At 43.4% G+C, this 18,287-nt stretch carries 18 protein-coding genes; 8 read left to right on the top strand and 10 right to left on the bottom strand.

Annotated elements, in window-relative coordinates; translation table 11 throughout:
• Positions 1 to 44: 44 nt before the first annotated feature.
• The 3 genes from xni to queF all read right to left on the bottom strand — a co-directional run bounded on the left by xni (position 45) and on the right by queF (position 3,282).
• On the bottom strand, positions 45 to 866 hold the full coding sequence (xni, locus tag FE810_RS01175) for a flap endonuclease Xni (protein ID WP_138318192.1): 822 nt from the start codon (positions 864 to 866) through the stop codon (positions 45 to 47).
• A 3-nt stretch (positions 867 to 869) separates the two neighbouring features.
• Positions 870 to 2,228 (bottom strand): nucleotide 5'-monophosphate nucleosidase PpnN, encoded by a 1,359-nt coding sequence (gene ppnN / locus FE810_RS01170; RefSeq protein ID WP_138318191.1) that lies wholly within the window; start codon positions 2,226 to 2,228, stop codon positions 870 to 872.
• A gap of 202 nt (positions 2,229 to 2,430) precedes the next feature.
• Complete coding sequence (gene queF / locus FE810_RS01165) at positions 2,431 to 3,282, bottom strand: NADPH-dependent 7-cyano-7-deazaguanine reductase QueF (protein WP_138318190.1); 852 nt, start codon at positions 3,280 to 3,282, stop codon at positions 2,431 to 2,433.
• Between the two features lie 182 nt (positions 3,283 to 3,464).
• Between queF and syd the strand changes: the two genes are divergently transcribed.
• Positions 3,465 to 4,040, top strand: coding sequence for a SecY-interacting protein (syd, locus tag FE810_RS01160; protein WP_138318189.1), 576 nt, complete (start codon positions 3,465 to 3,467; stop codon positions 4,038 to 4,040).
• 60 nt (positions 4,041 to 4,100) lie between these two features.
• Here syd and FE810_RS01155 read toward each other — a convergent pair whose 3' ends face one another.
• Positions 4,101 to 4,430: a hypothetical protein gene (locus FE810_RS01155; RefSeq protein ID WP_138318188.1), complete on the bottom strand. Its 330-nt coding sequence runs from the start codon at positions 4,428 to 4,430 to the stop codon at positions 4,101 to 4,103.
• Between the two features lie 318 nt (positions 4,431 to 4,748).
• Here FE810_RS01155 and FE810_RS01150 point away from each other — a divergent pair, with 318 nt between their 5' ends.
• Positions 4,749 to 5,123 (top strand): DUF3192 domain-containing protein, encoded by a 375-nt coding sequence (locus FE810_RS01150; RefSeq protein WP_138318187.1) that lies wholly within the window; start codon positions 4,749 to 4,751, stop codon positions 5,121 to 5,123.
• 51 nt (positions 5,124 to 5,174) lie between these two features.
• Here the strand turns inward: FE810_RS01150 and FE810_RS01145 are convergent, their stop codons facing one another.
• Complete coding sequence (locus FE810_RS01145; protein ID WP_138318186.1) at positions 5,175 to 5,405, bottom strand: DUF2789 domain-containing protein; 231 nt, start codon at positions 5,403 to 5,405, stop codon at positions 5,175 to 5,177.
• 249 nt (positions 5,406 to 5,654) lie between these two features.
• Here FE810_RS01145 and FE810_RS01140 point away from each other — a divergent pair, with 249 nt between their 5' ends.
• The 3 genes from FE810_RS01140 (at position 5,655) to FE810_RS01130 (ending at position 7,565) form a co-directional block, all read left to right on the top strand.
• The gene (locus FE810_RS01140) at positions 5,655 to 6,290 is read left to right on the top strand and encodes a GNAT family N-acetyltransferase (RefSeq protein ID WP_138318185.1); all 636 of its coding nucleotides are present in this window, start codon (positions 5,655 to 5,657) and stop codon (positions 6,288 to 6,290) included.
• A 19-nt stretch (positions 6,291 to 6,309) separates the two neighbouring features.
• Positions 6,310 to 6,633 carry an Mpo1-like protein gene (locus FE810_RS01135; protein ID WP_138318184.1) on the top strand — a complete coding sequence of 108 codons (324 nt, stop codon included), beginning with the start codon at positions 6,310 to 6,312 and terminating at the stop codon, positions 6,631 to 6,633.
• A 356-nt stretch (positions 6,634 to 6,989) separates the two neighbouring features.
• Positions 6,990 to 7,565, top strand: a complete 576-nt coding sequence (locus FE810_RS01130) for a hypothetical protein (RefSeq protein ID WP_138318183.1) — start codon at positions 6,990 to 6,992, stop codon at positions 7,563 to 7,565.
• A gap of 64 nt (positions 7,566 to 7,629) precedes the next feature.
• Here FE810_RS01130 and FE810_RS01125 read toward each other — a convergent pair whose 3' ends face one another.
• Positions 7,630 to 8,451 (bottom strand): sulfotransferase domain-containing protein, encoded by an 822-nt coding sequence (locus FE810_RS01125; protein WP_171022183.1) that lies wholly within the window; start codon positions 8,449 to 8,451, stop codon positions 7,630 to 7,632.
• 161 nt (positions 8,452 to 8,612) lie between these two features.
• Here FE810_RS01125 and FE810_RS01120 point away from each other — a divergent pair, with 161 nt between their 5' ends.
• From FE810_RS01120 to FE810_RS17025, 3 genes are read left to right on the top strand one after another with little or no spacing between them, the layout of a single operon-like run.
• Positions 8,613 to 9,455: a formyl transferase gene (locus tag FE810_RS01120; RefSeq protein WP_138318181.1), complete on the top strand. Its 843-nt coding sequence runs from the start codon at positions 8,613 to 8,615 to the stop codon at positions 9,453 to 9,455.
• A complete protein-coding gene (locus FE810_RS01115; RefSeq protein ID WP_138318180.1) occupies positions 9,452 to 9,910 on the top strand; it encodes a methyltransferase family protein in 459 nt (152 codons plus the stop codon). The genes FE810_RS01120 and FE810_RS01115 overlap by 4 nt, the downstream gene beginning before the upstream one ends.
• 59 nt (positions 9,911 to 9,969) lie before the next feature.
• Positions 9,970 to 10,113, top strand: a complete 144-nt coding sequence (locus tag FE810_RS17025; RefSeq protein ID WP_171022181.1) for a hypothetical protein — start codon at positions 9,970 to 9,972, stop codon at positions 10,111 to 10,113.
• Positions 10,114 to 10,123: 10 nt separating this feature from the next.
• On the opposite strand, the gene FE810_RS01110 is transcribed toward FE810_RS17025, so the two are convergent.
• The 4 genes from FE810_RS01110 to FE810_RS01095 all read right to left on the bottom strand — a co-directional run bounded on the left by FE810_RS01110 (position 10,124) and on the right by FE810_RS01095 (position 18,224).
• On the bottom strand, positions 10,124 to 12,997 hold the full coding sequence (locus tag FE810_RS01110) for a TonB-dependent receptor (protein WP_281278310.1): 2,874 nt from the start codon (positions 12,995 to 12,997) through the stop codon (positions 10,124 to 10,126).
• A gap of 389 nt (positions 12,998 to 13,386) precedes the next feature.
• Positions 13,387 to 15,612: a transglutaminase domain-containing protein gene (locus FE810_RS01105; RefSeq protein ID WP_138318179.1), complete on the bottom strand. Its 2,226-nt coding sequence runs from the start codon at positions 15,610 to 15,612 to the stop codon at positions 13,387 to 13,389.
• A 19-nt stretch (positions 15,613 to 15,631) separates the two neighbouring features.
• Positions 15,632 to 16,723, bottom strand: coding sequence for a dipeptide epimerase (locus FE810_RS01100; RefSeq protein WP_138318178.1), 1,092 nt, complete (start codon positions 16,721 to 16,723; stop codon positions 15,632 to 15,634).
• Between the two features lies 1 nt (position 16,724).
• Positions 16,725 to 18,224 (bottom strand): SH3 domain-containing protein, encoded by a 1,500-nt coding sequence (locus tag FE810_RS01095; RefSeq protein WP_171022179.1) that lies wholly within the window; start codon positions 18,222 to 18,224, stop codon positions 16,725 to 16,727.
• Between the last annotated feature and the right edge of the window lie 63 nt (positions 18,225 to 18,287).

The raw sequence follows: 18,287 nt of genomic DNA, 5'->3' as shown, positions 1-18,287 counted from the left end.
TATTGTGAATTAAGTTGCTTAATTTAGCGAAAAAACGAGTTAGATTAAACAGCCTGTTGGCTCAGTTGTTTATTTAAACGAATGTCTTTCAGGTTAAACCCTAATGGAATATCTTTTTTTAAGGTTAACAGCTCTTGATACAGTTGCATCTGCGGGTTATGGTCTTGCAGCTTACTGGCCAGGCTTTGTTTTAAATCCGTCGCGCCCAAAACACCTTTCAACGACTGATACTGCTGTAATAGCTGTGCAGCAGTGATTTGTCCAATACCTGGCACACCTGGGATCTTATTGGTTGCATCGCCACTTAGGGTCCAAAGATCGATCAATTGCGTCGATTTAACCTGGAATTTATCCTGCACATATTGTTCATCGAGCAACCGTTGGTTGAAATAATCAAAGACCCGGATATGTTCACAAAGCAGAGGTAAAAACCCTTTGTCCGTGGAGATGATTGTCACATCCTGAGCGCGCAGGGCGACTTTAATCGCCAGCGTTGCAATTAAATCATCGGCTTCGTCCTCATCGGAAACCAGCGAATCGACGTGCAGTTCCAGCAAAGCGTCCTGAATATCGGTTAGGCTTCGTTCCAGATGCTCAGGCATTTTTTTTCTGCCTTTTTTATAATCGGGATACAATTTATAGCGCCAACAAGGGCTTTGGCTATCGAAAACTGCCAGCACGTGAGTGGGTTGCTGGTTGTTGAGTATTTTTCTGACCGCCTGCACTGTATGGATGATGGTGTTGTGGACGATTTGCTGTTTGGTCGTTTCTGACAACGTATCCATATAGTGAAACGGGCGCTCTTGCACCGCGTACACCCGACGGATCAAATTCATCGCATCAATTAAAACTATATGTGCTGGCATGGTTTATTCGTTATCAGAGACTATTTGGTAACAAGGCACGTATTTGCTTCCTGGCAATTTCATACGTTGTTGTTTTACAAATGATGATAACAGGTTATCCATATCTGTCATAATTTCTTTGTTACCAGATATTTGGTAAGGGCCTTTTTCTCGAATTTGCTTAACCCAATCCGGTTTCACATTGCCTGCAACGATCCCTGAAAATACCCGGCGTAAATTTGCCGTCAGTTCACCTACCGGCATGTTTTTTTCAATCTTCAACGACGCCATATTATCGTGGTTTGGCTCAAACGGTTGCTGAAACTCCTCTTCGATATGAAGTGACCAGTTGTAGTGATAGGCGTCACCCACGGCTTTACGGTAATTGATTACCGATGCGATTTTACTTTGCAGATATTGTGCAACTTCCCGTTCATTATCAATAATTATGGTGTACAAAGACTGAGCCTGAGGGCCTAGATTTTTACCAATAAATTCATCAAGCTCACGAAAGTATTGTTCGCTTTGCTTAGGTCCGGTCAATACAATAGGAAGCTTTTGCTGGCGGTTTGCCGGATTGAGTAATATGCCAAGCACGAACAGCAACTCTTCTGCGGTGCCCGCCCCCCCTGGAAAAATAATCAAGCCATGACTGAGGCGGACAAATGCTTCCAGACGCTTTTCTATGTCCGGCATAATAACCAATTCATTGACGATTGGATTTGGTGGTTCGGCGGCGATAATGCTTGGCTCTGTCAGGCCGATATAGCGACCTTGGTAGTTACGCTGTTTAGCATGGCCAAAGGTTGCACCTTTCATTGGGCCTTTCATTGCTCCCGGGCCACAGCCGGTACAAATATTGATCCCCCTAAGTCCTAACTGATACCCCACCTCTTTGGTGTATTTATACTCGATATCATTGATTGAATGCCCGCCCCAGCATGTAATTAAATTGGGTTCTGCATCCGGTTTAATTACGTTTGCATTGCGAATAATGTCAAACACGATATGGGTTGCCAGGTTGCTCGATTGTGCACTTGGCATGCACATATAACGATTTGAAATAAATAAAATATCTCGCAATACGGCCGATAGCTGCTCGGCAATACCACGAATGATTTTACCATCAACAAATGCATGTTTTGGCGGGTTGACTAGATTGAGCTTAACCCCACGTTCGCGTTTTAGTACCTGAATATCGAAGTTTCTATAACGTTGATAGATTGCTTCGGCATCATCGGTGTCACTGCCAACATTGAGCACAGCTAAAGAACAATTTCGATAAAGTTGGTAAAGTTCACTGTTCGCAGATTGTTGTAATTGTTCGACTTCTAATGGTGAAAGCAGGCGCATTTCGCCGACGGGATTTAAATCATACTGCATACTGACCTCAACATTGTTGTTTTTATTTATTACCTTTTCGCTTGAGAATAAGCAGAGTTAAGCATTGGTTTTTTGGTGGCTTACTCTTAAGCTCCATCGATAGTTAAATCGATATCGGGTTATGATCAGTGTAGAACAGAAATTTCCATTTTGGATGAAAAGTACCGTAACTCACTCTAAAACTTAGTAATTATTTTTACAGTTATTGACGCAAAGTTCTCAAGTTTGGTGCTTTGTCGTTTTGAGTTGAACGATAGGGGTTAATATCTAACCCTCCACGGCGGGTGTATCTGGCATAAACCGTGAGCTGTTCGCATTGGCAAAACGTCATTAGGTCGACAAAGATCCGCTCGACGCACTGCTCGTGAAATTCATTATGCTGGCGGAATGAAACCAGATAACGTAGTAATTTTTCTCGATTAATTTTCTTGCCCCGATAGCGAATATACAAACTTGCCCAATCCGGTTGGTTGGTAATGAGGCAATTGGATTTTAGCAGGTGGCTAACGAGATTTTCCTCTACCACTTGTGATGAAATGCAAGCACCATCGAGTATATTAGGATCGAGTTGGTAATCTTCAATAGTGATATCCTGCTCATCAATTCGCGAATATTTTTCGTCATTGGTAAGCGCTAATGGCGGGCAATTTTCAACATCAAAAAGGGTGACGGTCGCCATACCTTCACATACGTTCGACAGGTCAATTTGAAGGCGTTGTTGAACGCTATGCCAATCCGTAAATTTGCTTTGATTGAAACTATTCAAATAGAGCTTAAAGGACTTAGACTCAACAATATTGACGCTGGTGCAGGGAAAGCGAAATTCAGCGACTGCCACCTGAGGTAATCCATTGTCGTTTAACCAGGACAATTCAAAGCCATACCAGACGTCTTCACCGTTAAATGGTAAAGCTTGTTGATCGACGGCCAAAGAATTACGATTGAGGCTACGTGGGACGCCCTGCAATAACCCGGCATCGTATTGACTTTGGTATGTGGTTTCTTTTCCTAACAGCAATGCCTTTAATTCGTCGGCATCGTGATAATTACTCATAGCGTTTTAAATTTGTCTGCAAAGACCGTTATAATAGCAATTTTTTATTGTCGGCGGAATGCAGGTTTAAACATAGCTATCGATGATAAAATAAATTCATTATTCAATTTATCGCTCTTTCGCATCGTTTTATCCTGTTGAACGCGATTGAACCTGATTTTTGGCAATTTAAGGCAAATGTAATGACATCTGAAATGACCGCGACCCAAACAAGCTTAAATAGACTGTTGACTACTTTTATCGAGCAGTGTCAGGACAAACTCGGGTCTCTTCCATCCATAGAGCATGACAGCCAGTGGCCTTCAAAGGCGGAAATGGATACGGTTGAAGAGGGCAAACTTACGCGATGGCAGCCTTATAAAATCGAAGAAACCCTGACATTTTCCAATGTCGAAACTGCATTGGAACAAGCGCTGCATCCGAGCATCAAAGAATATTTTAGCTTTGCTTACAGTGAAAACATTGACGCTAACAGCGAAGATGGGGAATTATCGTTATTGTTTCCCTGGAATTTCGAAGATTTTGAGCGGCTGCAGCAAAACATTATCGGTCATGTATTAATGAAAAGGCGCCTGCGTCAGCCGCTGAGTATATTCTTTGCGATTACAGACGAAGAAGATATTAACCTCGTCGTTGATAACGCCGATGGTAGCGTCTGGGTGGAACCGGTAGGCCTGAAAGGCAGTAAAAAACTGGCGAATTCATTGGCAGAGTTTCTCGACTCATTGAAAATCAAGGTGCCGCAGTCGCACGTTTAGCACTTGGCTCGCGGCTTATAGGCGACAATGCCCTGAACACCAGACTTAGGATATGGCTTCCTAGCTGTCTGATGTTAACGCCTTTACTTGCTGCTTTAATTGGCTGACTTCTAGCTCGAGAGCTTGAACTTTTTGTTGTAAATCGATGAATTGTTGTTGCACTTGGTTAAGGCTTAAATCTTCCGCCGCAACGCTATCTTTAGCCGCTAGGCTTGAGGATGGTGTCGTTGTCTCGCCAAGTTGCGGGTTTTTCTGCCATTGTTGTAAGCCTTTAATAATGGTGGTTAACGGCAGAGTTACGGATAATTGGCTTTTGATTAAAGCGACACTCGGGGTTTTCCCTTGTGCATTTAATTGCTGGGCAATTCGATAGATTTCTTGCTGACTCACGGGGATATTTACCTTAAATGCTTAAATTTTACCCATAGATTGGGAAATTTGCTAAATAATAGCGAAAGTCGCCAACTTTGTCATGATGAATTTATTGCGTGTTCGATAAAGTCATTTAAATACAATAGGTTATGTTTTTTGGCAAACTAATTGCTTTGATTGTAGAGGTTAACCGATAACAATTCGCTTATGCGCTCGGTTGCCAATGTAAGTTGTTCAAACCTCAGGCATCATACTAAATTCAGAGTTCGGTATTTTGTCGCCAGGGAATTTGTATTCGCGATCTATATCGCTCAATTAATTATAAAAGGTAAAACCATGAAGAAAACTCTTGTTGCTTTGTTAGTAATGGCGCCATTATCGGTCGCATTGACAGGTTGTGTCATCGCTGTTGATGGCAAAGGTGACTGGGATGCGAAAACAATGCAGTCTAGTCATGACGCGGCTTATGACAACCGTAAAAACCTTGCTGAGTTGGAAGAGAACATGAGCTTTTCTGCCGTAAAGAAAAAAATGGGCGTGCCGGATTTTAATGAAGTCTATGACAAAGATGGTGAGAGCATCCAAGTGCTTTACTATCGCACAAATCGTAAGCATGCCGATAGCATGACCACGAAAGACGAATGTACCCCACTGATTTTTAAAAATAATGTATTAGTAAGCTGGGGTGACAAAGCGCTTAATCAGATCTAGGTTGAGGTACATCATTAATCATCAGGTGCCCGCAAAGGGCGCCTGATCCTGCTATCGCAACATACTGTCTAATGCATCAACAATTTCACACCAATCGGAATCTTCATCAATCGATTCCTGTATAAAACTCGCCTGTGCTGGTGACCAAAAATCTGCTTTTTCTAACCTTACCTCGGATGCCAGACCTTTGTGTTGTTCAATGAACTGATTAATATTATCCGGTTGATTATCTAAGCCCAACTGTGCGAACAAACCTTGCAGGTTATGGTTTGAAAGATCCATCTTCTGATCCTCGACGTTGTTAAATGAACAGTACTTATTATAGTTGCGCTTTTACGGGATTTTTGCCTCTTTATCAGGTCATCAAATAACTGCTTGGTTTGACTATAATTAATTTTCCCTGATATGGTGTTCAAGTAGTGCTGTCATCTTGCAGGAATGAACGAACAATTTTCATTGTATTGTCTCCCTGCGATAAGGGAATCAACCGCACAATATACCGTGCAGCCAAAAAGAAAGAGTGAACTTGTCATGAATGATGTGAAAGTGGCCACAGATAACGATATAAGAGCGTCTTATTTACCCGCCAGTGAATTAAAGGTTGCTGCTTCATTGCTATTTCAAGCGTATCAGGATGACCCTGTCTTTATGGATATATTTGATGCCCAAAGCAGTGGTTATGAACAACGGTTACGAGCGGCGATTCGTGAAGAGTTAGCGGCTTTCTGGCAAGCGGATCAACCAATTTTAGGTTTGTACCTTGGCGAAGCATTGGTCGGCGTTGCTTGTATCAATAGCCCAGGGCGTGGTTTAGGCGTTGACAGGTTCTGGCATTGGCGATTGAAGATGATGCTTGGTGCAGGGTACTTCAATACTCGACAAATGATTGAAAAAGAGCAAATCATCACGGATTCTGTGCCCTTGCAGCAATTTCATATGCTGTCGTTTATTGCGATACATCCATTGCATCAACATTTGGGTTTTGGTCACTACTTGGTCGCAGCAGTGAATACTGTGCTGGAAGAAAACCCAGAAAGTGAGGGCGTTGCTATTTATGTGACCAGTGATAAATATCATCAGTTTTTCAAAGAGTGTGATTATCAGGTGGTGAAAAATGTCACGGTAGGTAATGTGACCGGGACGTTGATGATCCATTATCGACAATAATTAAGCGTGGTAGAGTGTAATGTCAGATAAACAATATAAAACGTTTCGGGAATTCTATCCGTTTTATTTATCCCAGCATCAAGACAAAACCTGTCGAGGGTTACATTACGTTGGTAGCCTGCTGGTTATCGCAATGATTGTCACTATTTTGGTAACGGGACGGGCAGGGTATTTGGTATTATTACCGATACTCGGTTATGGGTTTGCCTGGATTGGGCATTTCTTTTTTGAAAACAACAGGCCCGCAACGTTTACCTATCCATGGTTCAGCTTTCTTGGCGATTGGGTGATGCTGGCGGAATTTTTAACCGGTAAAAAACTTATTGAGCGCCCGAAGGCATAATCAGATATTTCACTTAAACGATGCTAATGGGACGATTGTGTCCCTTTTTTTATGATTGATACCACGCGAATCCCTTATTTTTATTGGTTAATTAATCCCTGTTTTTATTAGAAAATAATTATTTCTCACCTACACTCAAGTTGAGTGCCATAGACAAACGGACAATGTTTGTCCCCCATGAAACAGTGACGTTTTAAATTTCATATCCCATGGCTAAATGCTGAAGTTTTTAAATTCAAATGTATTCTGTGGCCAACTTTTGCCACTAATTTAATTTTGTTTATCTAGGCGTAACTTGTTGTAAAAAGGATTGCCGTTTCCCCCAAGGATGATTCTCCGACACGGTAAGGCTGGTTATGATAAAAATAATTGTGCTTGTATTTTCTTTGATGAGTGGTTTGTGCTGGGCTGAAAATTATAATGAAATTTCGTTGCGCTATCGTGGTGGAGCCAATGTTTCAAAACTCACCACAAATAACGAAATGGGGGTTCAATATACGTTTCGCTATCAATTTGGTGATTTTTTTACCGAGAATCTTATTTACGCCACACGGGCAGATATTGCCGACTATATCGGCTTTACATTAGGTTTAGGTTATCAATATAAGCAGTTTGATTTCTCCCTGAACGCTTTTGGCGAAGACACTAAAGAGCGTTGGGTAATCGAAAAACGCAGTGGTGATTGTCATGTATGCCAGCTTGAGTGGGTAAACTCGAACTGGCGTGAACATATCTCGCTAAAAACCGCATATCGGTTCGAGTTTGTTGAACCTTTTATTGAGTATCGTGTTATCGGTTCTGAAAAAGTGCCAAGAGACGATCACATCGCTTATGGCGTAGTATTAAAAACAAAACTGTTTAATACGGTCATCGCATCGCGCTTTGAAAATAGTGATGGTATTCTTTCCTACACCTTCGGCTTTCGATTTTAGCCATAATGAAGGTGAGTAGCATCAAGGTTTGAATTTTAACGGTGACGGCAACAGGTTCGAATCGTTACCAGTTAAATGACTTTCCTGAAAACTCATAGAAGGCTTGATTACGGCGACTAAAATAGTCTTGTAAATAGTTTCTCACATCAGACTCATGCTCAAGGTTAACCTGGGGCAGATTAATTGAGTCGATTTTTCTGGTAGTATTTTCAACTCCAAGAAAACGATAAATTTCACCTATCACTTTATTTGGGTGACGCGTTAACTCCTCAATACTGACCAGCTTAATTTGCTCTTTAGGAAAAAGCTCTAAGTAACGTGCAATCTGCTCCTGATAATGTCCTCGGGTTTTGTAGGTTGCATGGATAAATGTACCGCTCTTGTAATCCTTATTTTTAAGCGTCCAGGCCAGCCTTTTTTCTTCAATTTGTAGCGCATTAATCAAAGGCAGGTATTCACGATTGTGGCGTTTGGCATCTCGGTATTGGTGAATGGCTCTATCCACTGGGTTTCTGAGCACAAAAATTAATTTAACCTTCGGCAGTAAGTCGTGAAGTCGTTTCGCTGCGAGCGGGTGAAAGCTATAAAATGTCGAGGCTTCATAGGCCAGATGCCCCTGAGGCATTTCCTTGCGCATTGGAAAATGCGCTCGGTACCAGTTTTCACCTTTAAGGAAGTTGTCTTTTTCTGGAAAAAGACCGCCATCAAAATAGTGGATTTGAGATTGGCAGGTGCCATGTAATTTAGGGTGTTCATTGATCAACTTTACCAAACTGGCTGTACCGGAATATCGGGCACCGAGAACCATAAAATTGGGTAACACCCGACTTTTGGCTGTCAATAGGCGATATTTAAAGCGAAATTGCTGATGCTTTTTATCAAACATTCGGCTTATTTTGCTTTCTGGACTTAAGTGGTTGATCATTGGACGTTAATTATTATTCCTTTATCTTTCAGTGTAGTTGAATATTTTTAAGCTATGTGGGTGTTTTTTCCGCAATATTATTGATTTAATAGAGGTCAACGGTGAGAAGGTCAGGAGATGGTTTGAATATTACATTTCTGGTGAATCGAGATTTAGCCAGTAATTTTGCGCTGAATCTGATTTTACCCACAATGCAACATCACAACTTGACGGTTTTTTTGTCGGATAAAGTCGGAAATTCCTCTGATCATAGTGGGCATTCAACGTTACTCGCCGATATGGAATCGAAGGTGATTTTGCCATTGCTGGAATCTAACCGAAAACTGACCGGCAAGCGTTCGAGGTTTCTTGGCTTTAATCAATTGCAGTGTTATGCCCAGCAACCCCTAGCAACACTTAATGATATCAATCAGACATCGGGCTTAGCAAAGTTGACCTGCAACACGCCGGATCTGATTATCAGTATTCGATTTGGCAAGATACTGCAACCTGATGTCATTAAAGTGCCACGTTTTGGCGTAATCAATCTGCATTCTGGTTTGCTACCGCAATACCGTGGCGTTATGGCAACATTTTGGGCAATGCTAAACGGTGAAAAAGAAATCGGCACGACTTTGCATACCATTGATGACAGTGGTATCGATACCGGTCAGGTGATCGCCCAGAGTCGCATACCCGTGCAGCGGCAAAAATCGTATTTATGGCATGTATTGCAGCTTTACTTGTCGGCACCAAAATTGTTGCAAAATTACCTGCAAGCTCTCGAAAAAAACATACCAATGGAAAAGCGAGTGCAATCGGGGCAAGCGGGATATTACAGTTTTCCCAAACAAGAACATTGCACTCAGTTCTTGCAACAGGGATTGACGCTATTTGATACTGCCGAAATATCAGCCATGCTCGAACACTACTACCGGAAAACATTCACTGCGCAGGAGGCACTATGGTTAAGGAGTCGACAATGAAGTTTCTTGAACTGAAAATTCCGCCATTATTATTATTGATCGCGTTTATGGCTGGGGCATGGTTGCTACGCGCGCCTAACGCGCCATTAATCGCGATCAATTTCCACAATATGCTCGCGGTTATTGTGGGGTTAATTGGCTTGCTGGCCATCATGCTTGGCGTTTTTCACTTTCATCAAAAAAAAACGAGTGTCGATCCCCGATTTCCTGATCAGACATCCAGTTTAGTTGCTCATGGAATTTATCGGTTTAGCCGCAACCCAATGTATTTAGGGTTTGCTCTCATTTTAACCGGGTGGTGCGTGTTTCTTGCCTCGCTATCTGCTGCATTGCTGGTACCTGTTTTTATGTTTTATTTAGACCGGTGGCAGATACAACCAGAAGAACGCATTCTGGAGAGTATATTTAAGCAGGAGTATTTAGCCTATAAAGCCAGAGTCAGACGTTGGCTTTAATCCATGATTATATCGCAGTCTTCATTCGGCTTTAGCGGCCAACACCATCAATCGTTACGATGAATCATTTACGCTTTGTTGTTATGACATTAAACGTTATCCGTGCGATGACTCACCACTCGGATTCACCGATAGCAAAGCCGTTGTTAGGTATCACCAATAAAAAAGCGGCTGAGAAAAATCAGCCGCTTTCATTAACCTAAACCTGGGACATTAAAAGGTATAGGTTGCGTGAAGTGTGTAGGCTCGACCGCGAGGATCTGCTACACGAGGGTCAAAGGCTGCACCCGGTGAAAAGTCATTTTGGTGAGCAGTAAAGGGCGGCTCTTCATCCAAAAGATTTTTAATACCAAAAGTCAGGCTTAAATGATCCCAACCGGTGTACTGGACACTGGTATTGTAGACGGTGTAGCTATCTACTTCTGGATCCCAGCCCGGTGGATTGATTTCGCCAGATTCGATACCTGGTGGTACTTCGTCATCATAGCTATCACGGAAAACTTGAGTTAAATTCACCGTAAAATCTTCGAAATTGTAGTTAAACGCTAATGTGTGCTTCCAACGAAGTGGGATATTACCGCGAGAATGGGTACCCACTAAGTTTTCACCGAATGGTGCATCATCCAGTAGCTTTTTCTTATCTTCAATCAGATAACTACCGTTGAAATTAACGGAAAGCTGACCACCGCCGATATCCGTTGCATACTTAGCACCAAACTCAACACCACTGGTATTACGCTCACCAGCGTTAACGTAACGTTGGTCAATTGAGATTAACTCACCAGAACTATCACGAATAAAGTTTTCTTCGAACACATCATAGTTTTCAACTAAATCATCACGACCTGGTACCTGAATGGTGCCTTCAATAATGATTTCCCACCAATCAACATTCATGCTGAAATCATCGAAAGGTGCCCAAACAAAACCTAAGCTAGCTTGCTCCGACTCTTCTGGACCTAGGTCTGGTTTACCACCATAGAGAATCGTAGGTTGAATTGGCTGACATTGTGGGTCATCAACCTGGACGATGCCACCGGCACAAACGGCTGGATCCGCAAAGTCTAGGCCAGTATATGGTTCTTCGGTGATGCCATTGAATAACTGATTAAACGTAGGTACACGGAAACCGGTACTATAGGCGCCACGGAATAACACACTCTCGTGTGGTTTCCAGGTAAAGCCATATTTAGGATTCGTTGTCCCCCCAAAGCCTGAGTAATCATCATGACGAACTGCTAAGTTCAGTTCAAATGATTCAACAATCGGGATTAATGCTTCAACAAATACCGCTTGAATGGTGCGATGAACATTATCTAGTGCATTGGCATCATCAAATGGTGCGCCATAGATGTCAGGACGATTTTCTGAAGCACGACGATCGCCGTTAAATTTATATTCTTCACGGCGAATATCAACCCCTGCAGCAACATAAATAGAATCACCGCCTAAACCAAGTTCAAATCCGGTATCGCCGGTGATTGACGCGTCAAACTGAGTCATAACGGTTTCACCGCCAAACAGGACAACACCGCGTGCGGATGCCGCTTCAATAGCCGCCATGGCTTCTGCAGTTTGCGATTCGCCTGGCAATAAGAATGGACTCACCAGACCAGTACCAATTGCTTGAGCTAACATCTCGGTATAATGATAACCTCCACCTAGCTCGGAATCCGCCTCATTAGACGAGCGTGATAAGCCAACTTTGTAATCCCAATCGTCCCACGAACCGTCAAGACCTAACTGTAACTTGTACGCTTTTGTGGTTGTTTCAATTTCGCGAGGGCCACAATCCATACAACGCCATCGATACGCAATGGGTGCGCCAATATTTAACTGCTCAGCACCGTAGTAGGAAGATAGGGCATCAACAATGTAATCGTATGACGCACCGCTACTTGGGTACCAGCCGCCGCCGAAGGTTTCCCAATCACCATTACCAATAGACCAAGGGGTAATTTGATTCGGCTCGAACCTTTTTTTCGTGGTGACTTCTGAGCCAACAAATTCGATAAAACCTTCGAGGTCTTCAGTGATCTTTGCCGTACCCCTGGTAACTAAGTCAATACTTTCAACAGGTTGCTGTAAAACCGAGGCGCGAGGATAATCCCATGCACAGCTTGCTGTTTCATTCGCTCGGTTCCATAATGCACCGGTATCAACATCCATATTTGGAAATGCGTCACAACCTGGTTGACCCGGTAAAGCCATTACGTTGAGTACGCTGTTTTCAAGACCGGTTTCCGGGTTGATTAGACCACTACCAATGAGGTTGTAGTGACTACTTGTTGGATCGCTTGGGCTGCTCCAGCGGTCATTAATGGAAGCAAATGGTGCGCCACGCGTATCGGGTGACAGGCCTCTGCCAGGCTGGAACGTGTTGGTAAAATCTCGGTCATCGCCATTTAAGATTTTTACATCTTTATAGGATGCCGTGGCCATAACGTTAAAACCATCGCTGTTCAGATCGCCGAAACCACCAACGAAGGTAAAACGATAAATATCGCCGCCACCATCTTCAGTAACGTCAGCTAAACCGCCTAATTCAGCACCTTGATAATTCTTTTTAAGAATAAAGTTGATAACACCACCGATAGCATCAGTACCATATACGGCAGATGCGCCATCGCGAAGCACTTCAACACGTTCAATGGCAGCAAATGGAATGGAATTTAGATCAACAGAACGACCTTTTAAACCATGGGTAGCAACCCGACGACCATTAAGTAGAACCAGGGTTGAGCTTGCGCCTTGCTGTCTTAAATTAGCACTCGAAGATCCGTTATTACCACGTTCTTCACCACCAACAATCCCCGCGTTACTTGCTAAGTTGTCATTAGAGTTTGAGGCGATATTCATTTGCAGTAATAACTGATCGGCGGACGTAATGCCGGCGGCATCAATATCCGCCTTGCTGATGACGGTTACGGGTAAATCACCCTCAAGGCTCGTACGTTTAATACTGGAACCTGTAACTTCAATGCGTTCTACTTCCTCTGTGTTAATTGCTTCGCCAGCCTCTTGGGCAAGAGCCTGTGAAGAAATACCTGATAAAGCAAGAACCATTGCTATCTTATTAAGTTGCACTGTGCTTTCTCCTGTTGTTGTTATTTTCAGCGACATAATTTCTACAGCTTAATAGGAACAAGCTGGTCGAAATTTAACCTAGTAATAAATTACCACAATTTCATCTTCTGTAAATAATTTATTGATATCTATATTTATTTTTTGGAATAATTTATGTCAAGTGACTTTTCTTCAACTGTGAATGGTGGGTTTGTCATATAACGGCCGAGTATTGCACGGCGATGCGCGACCGTTTTGCTGTGATGAATAACTAGGGGGAGTTGTTTCGTCGAATAATTAAAGGCAGGGCCGATAGTTGTTAGCCGCTTTTATTCTTCGACAATCTTTCGGTTGTCTTGTTACGGATCAAAAAAAACGGCTTTTAGCCGTTTTTTTTACTTCATTGAGGTTTAGTTAGCCGGTATTTCAGGTAATCGCCAGTCACGTTTTAATGATTGGTACTGGGCTTTGGTCAGCGTTACCATTAGCGGATTTTTATCTTTATCTAGCCAAGCTAATAGCTTATCCATAGCTGTTTCTTCCATGGCGGTACAGCCAAGCGTCGGGCTGGAGTCAGAGCGCCACAAATGGATAAAGATACAACTGCCACTGCCGGCGATATTCCCAGGATTGTGATGTACAAAAATGCCTTTCTTATAGACTTGGTCGTTTTTATGGATATCCCGGCGCATTGGCTCTGAATTTCCTGCCAATGCTTGTTCGCCAACAATCTTAGTATCGGCAATCTGGTTGTATAACGGTGAACCGCCCACATCCATGCAATAGTGGCTCGCGGTCATAGGTTCGTAATTTAAGCCAGTCGGTAAATCTGGCAAATAACCAAATGCGGTACCAAGTCGAAATATGCCCGCCGGGGCTTTACCATCCCCTTCACGTTTTTGCTGCCCTACTTGCTCTGGATGTAATCCTTTGCCCCAGGCAATGCCTGTTTTGCCAACGACAATATCGGTTTCAATATTGGCAGATTTCCAAATGCTGGAGTTGTTTTGTGTCTCGATTTGCTTTTCAAAGCTAAATAACTTTCCCTGAATCGCATTTTCATCATCAGTAATCACCATAACGACTTGGTCACCGTTTAATTCCGGTAACGAGAAATCGGGCTCGGCGAGCGTCGACAACACTGCTTGTTCACTGATTAATTCGTCTGATATATCTTGCCATTGCATTTCGTAACGCCACTGATTGAAATACAGGTTACCGCCTTGCCACTCCACCTCACCGCGTTGAGAATCGACCGTTTCAGAGCGAAAGTGTTGTTTCGTCGGCTCAAAATCCTGAGAGTAATCATCATTGAAAATCAAACGATAAGAATCGATTCCGCTTAAATAAAACCACTTTAACGCGTCTTCATCGCTGTCCAAAACCCCATGGGTAACATCCATTGGTACCCAGCCGTAAGGGGCGAAATAGACCATGCCCCAGTCATGCATGGTATCAAATTCTTTCGGCGAAAATTCCCAGCCAGATTGCCAACGCGCGGGTATGCCGTTGTATCGCAATAACGTAATTAACAGTAACGTTTGTTGGCCGCAATCGGCATGACCGGCGGTCATTGCATATTCACTGATGTTGGGAATGGTTGAATATTCAATTGCTGTCGCCCAGGGGATATTATCGACATAGGCGAAGAGTTTTTGTGCGATTTTATAGGGATTGGTTTCATCACCAACAATGCGTTTTGAAAGCGCTTGGAGTTCAGGCGTAAACACCACATGCGGAGGACGTTGTTCTAAATATTGCTTAAGTACATCATCGGGCATAACCGTAGTGATTTTATCGGCTTGGATCGCAACTGACATGGCATAGGTGTCGTACTCGTATTCGACCCAAAACTCTGTCGGTTGGTTTGCTATCGCCGGGGTTTCAAAATATATCGTTCTTTGCAATTTATCTTCGCCGGCAATTTGATGCACTTTCGGGCTGGAATCAATATAACGAATATTTTCCTGGCGTCCCAAAATTTCCCGAGGGTAGGGGATCCATGCCTTAAGCAATTCACCGTCAGGTACCACATTGGCATTTACTTTGAGATTGTAACGGATTTTAAAACGCTTTTTCTCAGCCTGTGAATTGTCCGGGTCAACCTGATCCACAATGTCTTTATGATGTTGGTTCAGGGCGTAAAGCGGTGCTCGTTCGGTAAATGGCTGATAGCCTTTGCGACGCTTAAGCGCCTGCTCATCCAATTGAAATAAGTTATATCCGGCACTGCGAAAATACTTAGTTTTGCCGTCAATCACACGATGCTCTAATAATCCGTCGGATTGCCATTTCGCAAGTTCTTGCTCGGATACCTTACCGATATGTTTTTCGATATAGGCTCGGACATCGGCCAAATCGGCGCTGAAATCCTGCTCAATACGAACCATTCTTTCTCGCTCAAATTCCAGCCCTTGTCGTTGTTTTGCTGATAATTTTTTACTATCGAGCAGCTGTTGAATATTGTCCCTTGCTTCGGCAAATTTACCGTCTTTGATCAGAGATTGTTGCTGACTAACTTTTGTCGGTTTATCAGCTAATGCACTTTCAGGGGCTTCACCGCATCCTTGCAATAATACCAAGGCAATCAGTGTGCTTAAATTGATGAATGGATGAACTCGTTTACACGCGGGCATAATGTTTACAACTCCCTGTCTACAGGTATGCTAATGACTGGATGGATTCAATCCCAAGTCCAGGGGATTGATTGAGTGTGATTGTCGCGTCATTAAACGCTACGGAACCAACCACGGGATTAAATTGACAAAGGGTAGGGGCGTCGAGATCAATTTTCTCGATCACCTGATAGCGGGATGCTGCCAGGTGAGCCGCCGCCGCGACGCCGATGCTACTTTCGAGCATACAGCCCATCATACAAGGCAACCGATAAACCGCGGCAGCATCGGCAATATTGAGCGCTTTAGAGATGCCGCCAGCTTTCATTAATTTAATATTAATGATATCGCAGCCTTGGTTTTGCATTAGTTGCAATGACTGGGCGAAAGAGAACGCCGTTTCGTCCGCCATCACAGGCGTATGCAATTGTTCAGTGCAGTGTTTCAGGCCTGAAATATCCTCGGCGGCAACTGGTTGCTCAATCAGTTCAAATTCAATGCCGGCTCGATTCATGGCACTAATAGCTTGAATGCATTGCTTGGCGCTCCAGCCTTGATTCGCATCCAGACGTAATCGAATATCGGGTCCAACTGCTTTGGCAACGGCATCGATGCGATCGATATCCAGTTGCAAATCTTTTCCTACTTTTAATTTTAAGGTGTCATAACCAAGATCCACGGCCTTAATTGCGTCAGCCACCATTTCATCGGGACTATTGACGCTGATAGTAATATCCGTCTTTAATTTCGCAATGCCGCCACCCAGCGCTTGATATAAAGGGACGCCCAAGCTTTGCGACCAGAGATCATAAATGGCAATCTCGACTGCGGCTTTTGCAGAACTATTGTGGATCATCGACTTATCAATCAGTCGACAAATCTCATTTAAATCGCGGATATTCTTGCCGGCAATTGCCGGCCAGATAAACCTTTCAATAGCGCTGACCATAGAAGCATGGGTATCGCCGGTAATTACCGCTGTGGCAGGGGCAGAGCCAAAGCCGACCATGCCATTATCCATCGCAATTTCAACAACGATATCATCGACATGATCGACACTGCGCAGCGCGGTTTTAAATGGCGTGACCAGTGGTACTTTTAATCTGGCCAGGCGTAATTTAGATAGTTTCATATTAACGGATTCGTTTGATGTTATATAAAGAATGAATGTAGCCCTTGAATGGGAGAAGAGGGGTGACAGATACCCCATTGAGTATCCCTTTTACAGGGTTGCCCTGATGGTCGACATATCCCAAACCATATACGTCATGAATGATATAAGGTTTACCGTCGTGATAACCTAAAAACATTGCCACATGACCAGGGAGGTATAGCAAGTCGCCGACTTCGAGGTTGGCTAATTCAGGCAACTTATGGGACGGCGTTGATGCTTTGTCAAAGCGTAAATTCACGCCATAACTGTCGCCACCTTGTTGCCCTGAATTACGCGGCATTAAAATACCAAAGGTTTTGTAAATTTCGCCAACAAAGCCTGTGCAATCACGACCATTGTAGTCATGGCCCCAGCCATAACGCTCACCGAGAAATTTAAAAGCTTGATTAATGATATTTTCCTGAGTAAACGGCAAATAACCAATTGAGACATCCGCACTTTTAGGGATCAGAGTCGGCTCTAATTTTAATTGTCCTTTCGCATCTCGCGTGGGTAACTGAACGATATATCCGGTATAAGGGTTGTGGCGATGTAGCTGGTATTTTTCAAAGTCACTGTGTTGGAGGATCGGCAGAGAGACGCCCATATCTAATTGTACTTGTGAGGTTTGTTCATTCGTTGGATTAAACGTGGTATGGACCTTATCCCCGGTGACGATCAATCGCTGTTGCTCGCCGATGAATTGTTTGGCTTCGCTACGACTGGTAAAGGCGATATCTTTGTCCTGAACCCAGGCTCGATAATTATAGCTTCGAACAAAATGCCATTTTTCATCTTTGGAGGTATGGACGACGGCTAAGAGCTCACCTGGAAACGCCCCGGTTTCCTGAAAACGGTCTAAATCAAGATCCATATTGGCATTAAATACCCGATCCAGAGTCGGATAGGTGCGTAAACTGGTGCGCTTTGTCACCACCGCAAACCGAACATCCTGATAGTCTTTAAGCGACACCAAATTCATTTGCTCATCGTAAGATTGGTAGTGTGCCGGGGTGAGGATTTCACCGTTCGCATAGAAGCGTTCGGAGCTCGCTGGTTTACTAATGGCGCGAATAAACTTGGCGATAGTATCCGGGGCGAGCCGTACAGGAAAGCTCAAGGGATTTTTTAAATACGAGCCACGCGTGAATTGTTCGTCGTTAAACGCCTCAATTTGCTCCGGACTCATTAACACTTTATTGGCATTACTGCCTTGTTGGTTGCGTAGAGATTGTTGCCAAAATTGTGGCGTTAACTTTAATTCGTCGACATCAATTACGTTGCTGTAGAGTGTGTCGATTTTGGCTGTGCCGCTTTCCTCGGTATCGGTTGTTGAAGCGCTAGTTGCTGCAATGTTGGTTACCGCTCGACTATTCTCTGCACTTATCGCATGGCTCATTGAAAGGATGTTGGCAATAATCAATAAAGGCCACCATTTGGTTATTCTGGCGGGCTCTGACGTTCCATTATATTTTGTCATACTCATCGCATATCTATTTATTGTTATTTCAAAACTTCAGTCATTGTCGCTGAAGTCGCTTGA

Source organism: Thalassotalea litorea, from assembly GCF_005843925.1.
GTDB classification, from domain to species: Bacteria; Pseudomonadota; Gammaproteobacteria; order Enterobacterales; family Alteromonadaceae; genus Thalassotalea_A; species Thalassotalea_A litorea_A.
The sequence above is the reverse complement of the archived record's forward strand: the minus strand, read 5'-3'. Positions and strand labels throughout refer to the sequence as shown.

Coding starts and splice junctions, on each gene's coding strand:
- FE810_RS01115 (WP_138318180.1), top strand. CDS start 9,452: ATGAAGTTTCTTGAACTGAAAATTCCGCCATTATTATTATTGATCGCG.
- xni (WP_138318192.1), bottom strand. CDS start 866: ATGCCAGCACATATAGTTTTAATTGATGCGATGAATTTGATCCGTCGG.
- FE810_RS01135 (WP_138318184.1), top strand. CDS start 6,310: ATGTCAGATAAACAATATAAAACGTTTCGGGAATTCTATCCGTTTTAT.
- FE810_RS01100 (WP_138318178.1), bottom strand. CDS start 16,723: ATGAAACTATCTAAATTACGCCTGGCCAGATTAAAAGTACCACTGGTC.
- syd (WP_138318189.1), top strand. CDS start 3,465: ATGACATCTGAAATGACCGCGACCCAAACAAGCTTAAATAGACTGTTG.
- FE810_RS01145 (WP_138318186.1), bottom strand. CDS start 5,405: ATGGATCTTTCAAACCATAACCTGCAAGGTTTGTTCGCACAGTTGGGC.
- queF (WP_138318190.1), bottom strand. CDS start 3,282: ATGAGTAATTATCACGATGCCGACGAATTAAAGGCATTGCTGTTAGGA.
- FE810_RS01140 (WP_138318185.1), top strand. CDS start 5,655: ATGAATGATGTGAAAGTGGCCACAGATAACGATATAAGAGCGTCTTAT.
- FE810_RS01130 (WP_138318183.1), top strand. CDS start 6,990: ATGATAAAAATAATTGTGCTTGTATTTTCTTTGATGAGTGGTTTGTGC.
- FE810_RS01125 (WP_171022183.1), bottom strand. CDS start 8,451: ATGTTTGATAAAAAGCATCAGCAATTTCGCTTTAAATATCGCCTATTG.
- ppnN (WP_138318191.1), bottom strand. CDS start 2,228: ATGCAGTATGATTTAAATCCCGTCGGCGAAATGCGCCTGCTTTCACCA.
- FE810_RS01095 (WP_171022179.1), bottom strand. CDS start 18,224: ATGACAAAATATAATGGAACGTCAGAGCCCGCCAGAATAACCAAATGG.
- FE810_RS01105 (WP_138318179.1), bottom strand. CDS start 15,612: ATGCCCGCGTGTAAACGAGTTCATCCATTCATCAATTTAAGCACACTG.
- FE810_RS17025 (WP_171022181.1), top strand. CDS start 9,970: ATGAATCATTTACGCTTTGTTGTTATGACATTAAACGTTATCCGTGCG.
- FE810_RS01150 (WP_138318187.1), top strand. CDS start 4,749: ATGAAGAAAACTCTTGTTGCTTTGTTAGTAATGGCGCCATTATCGGTC.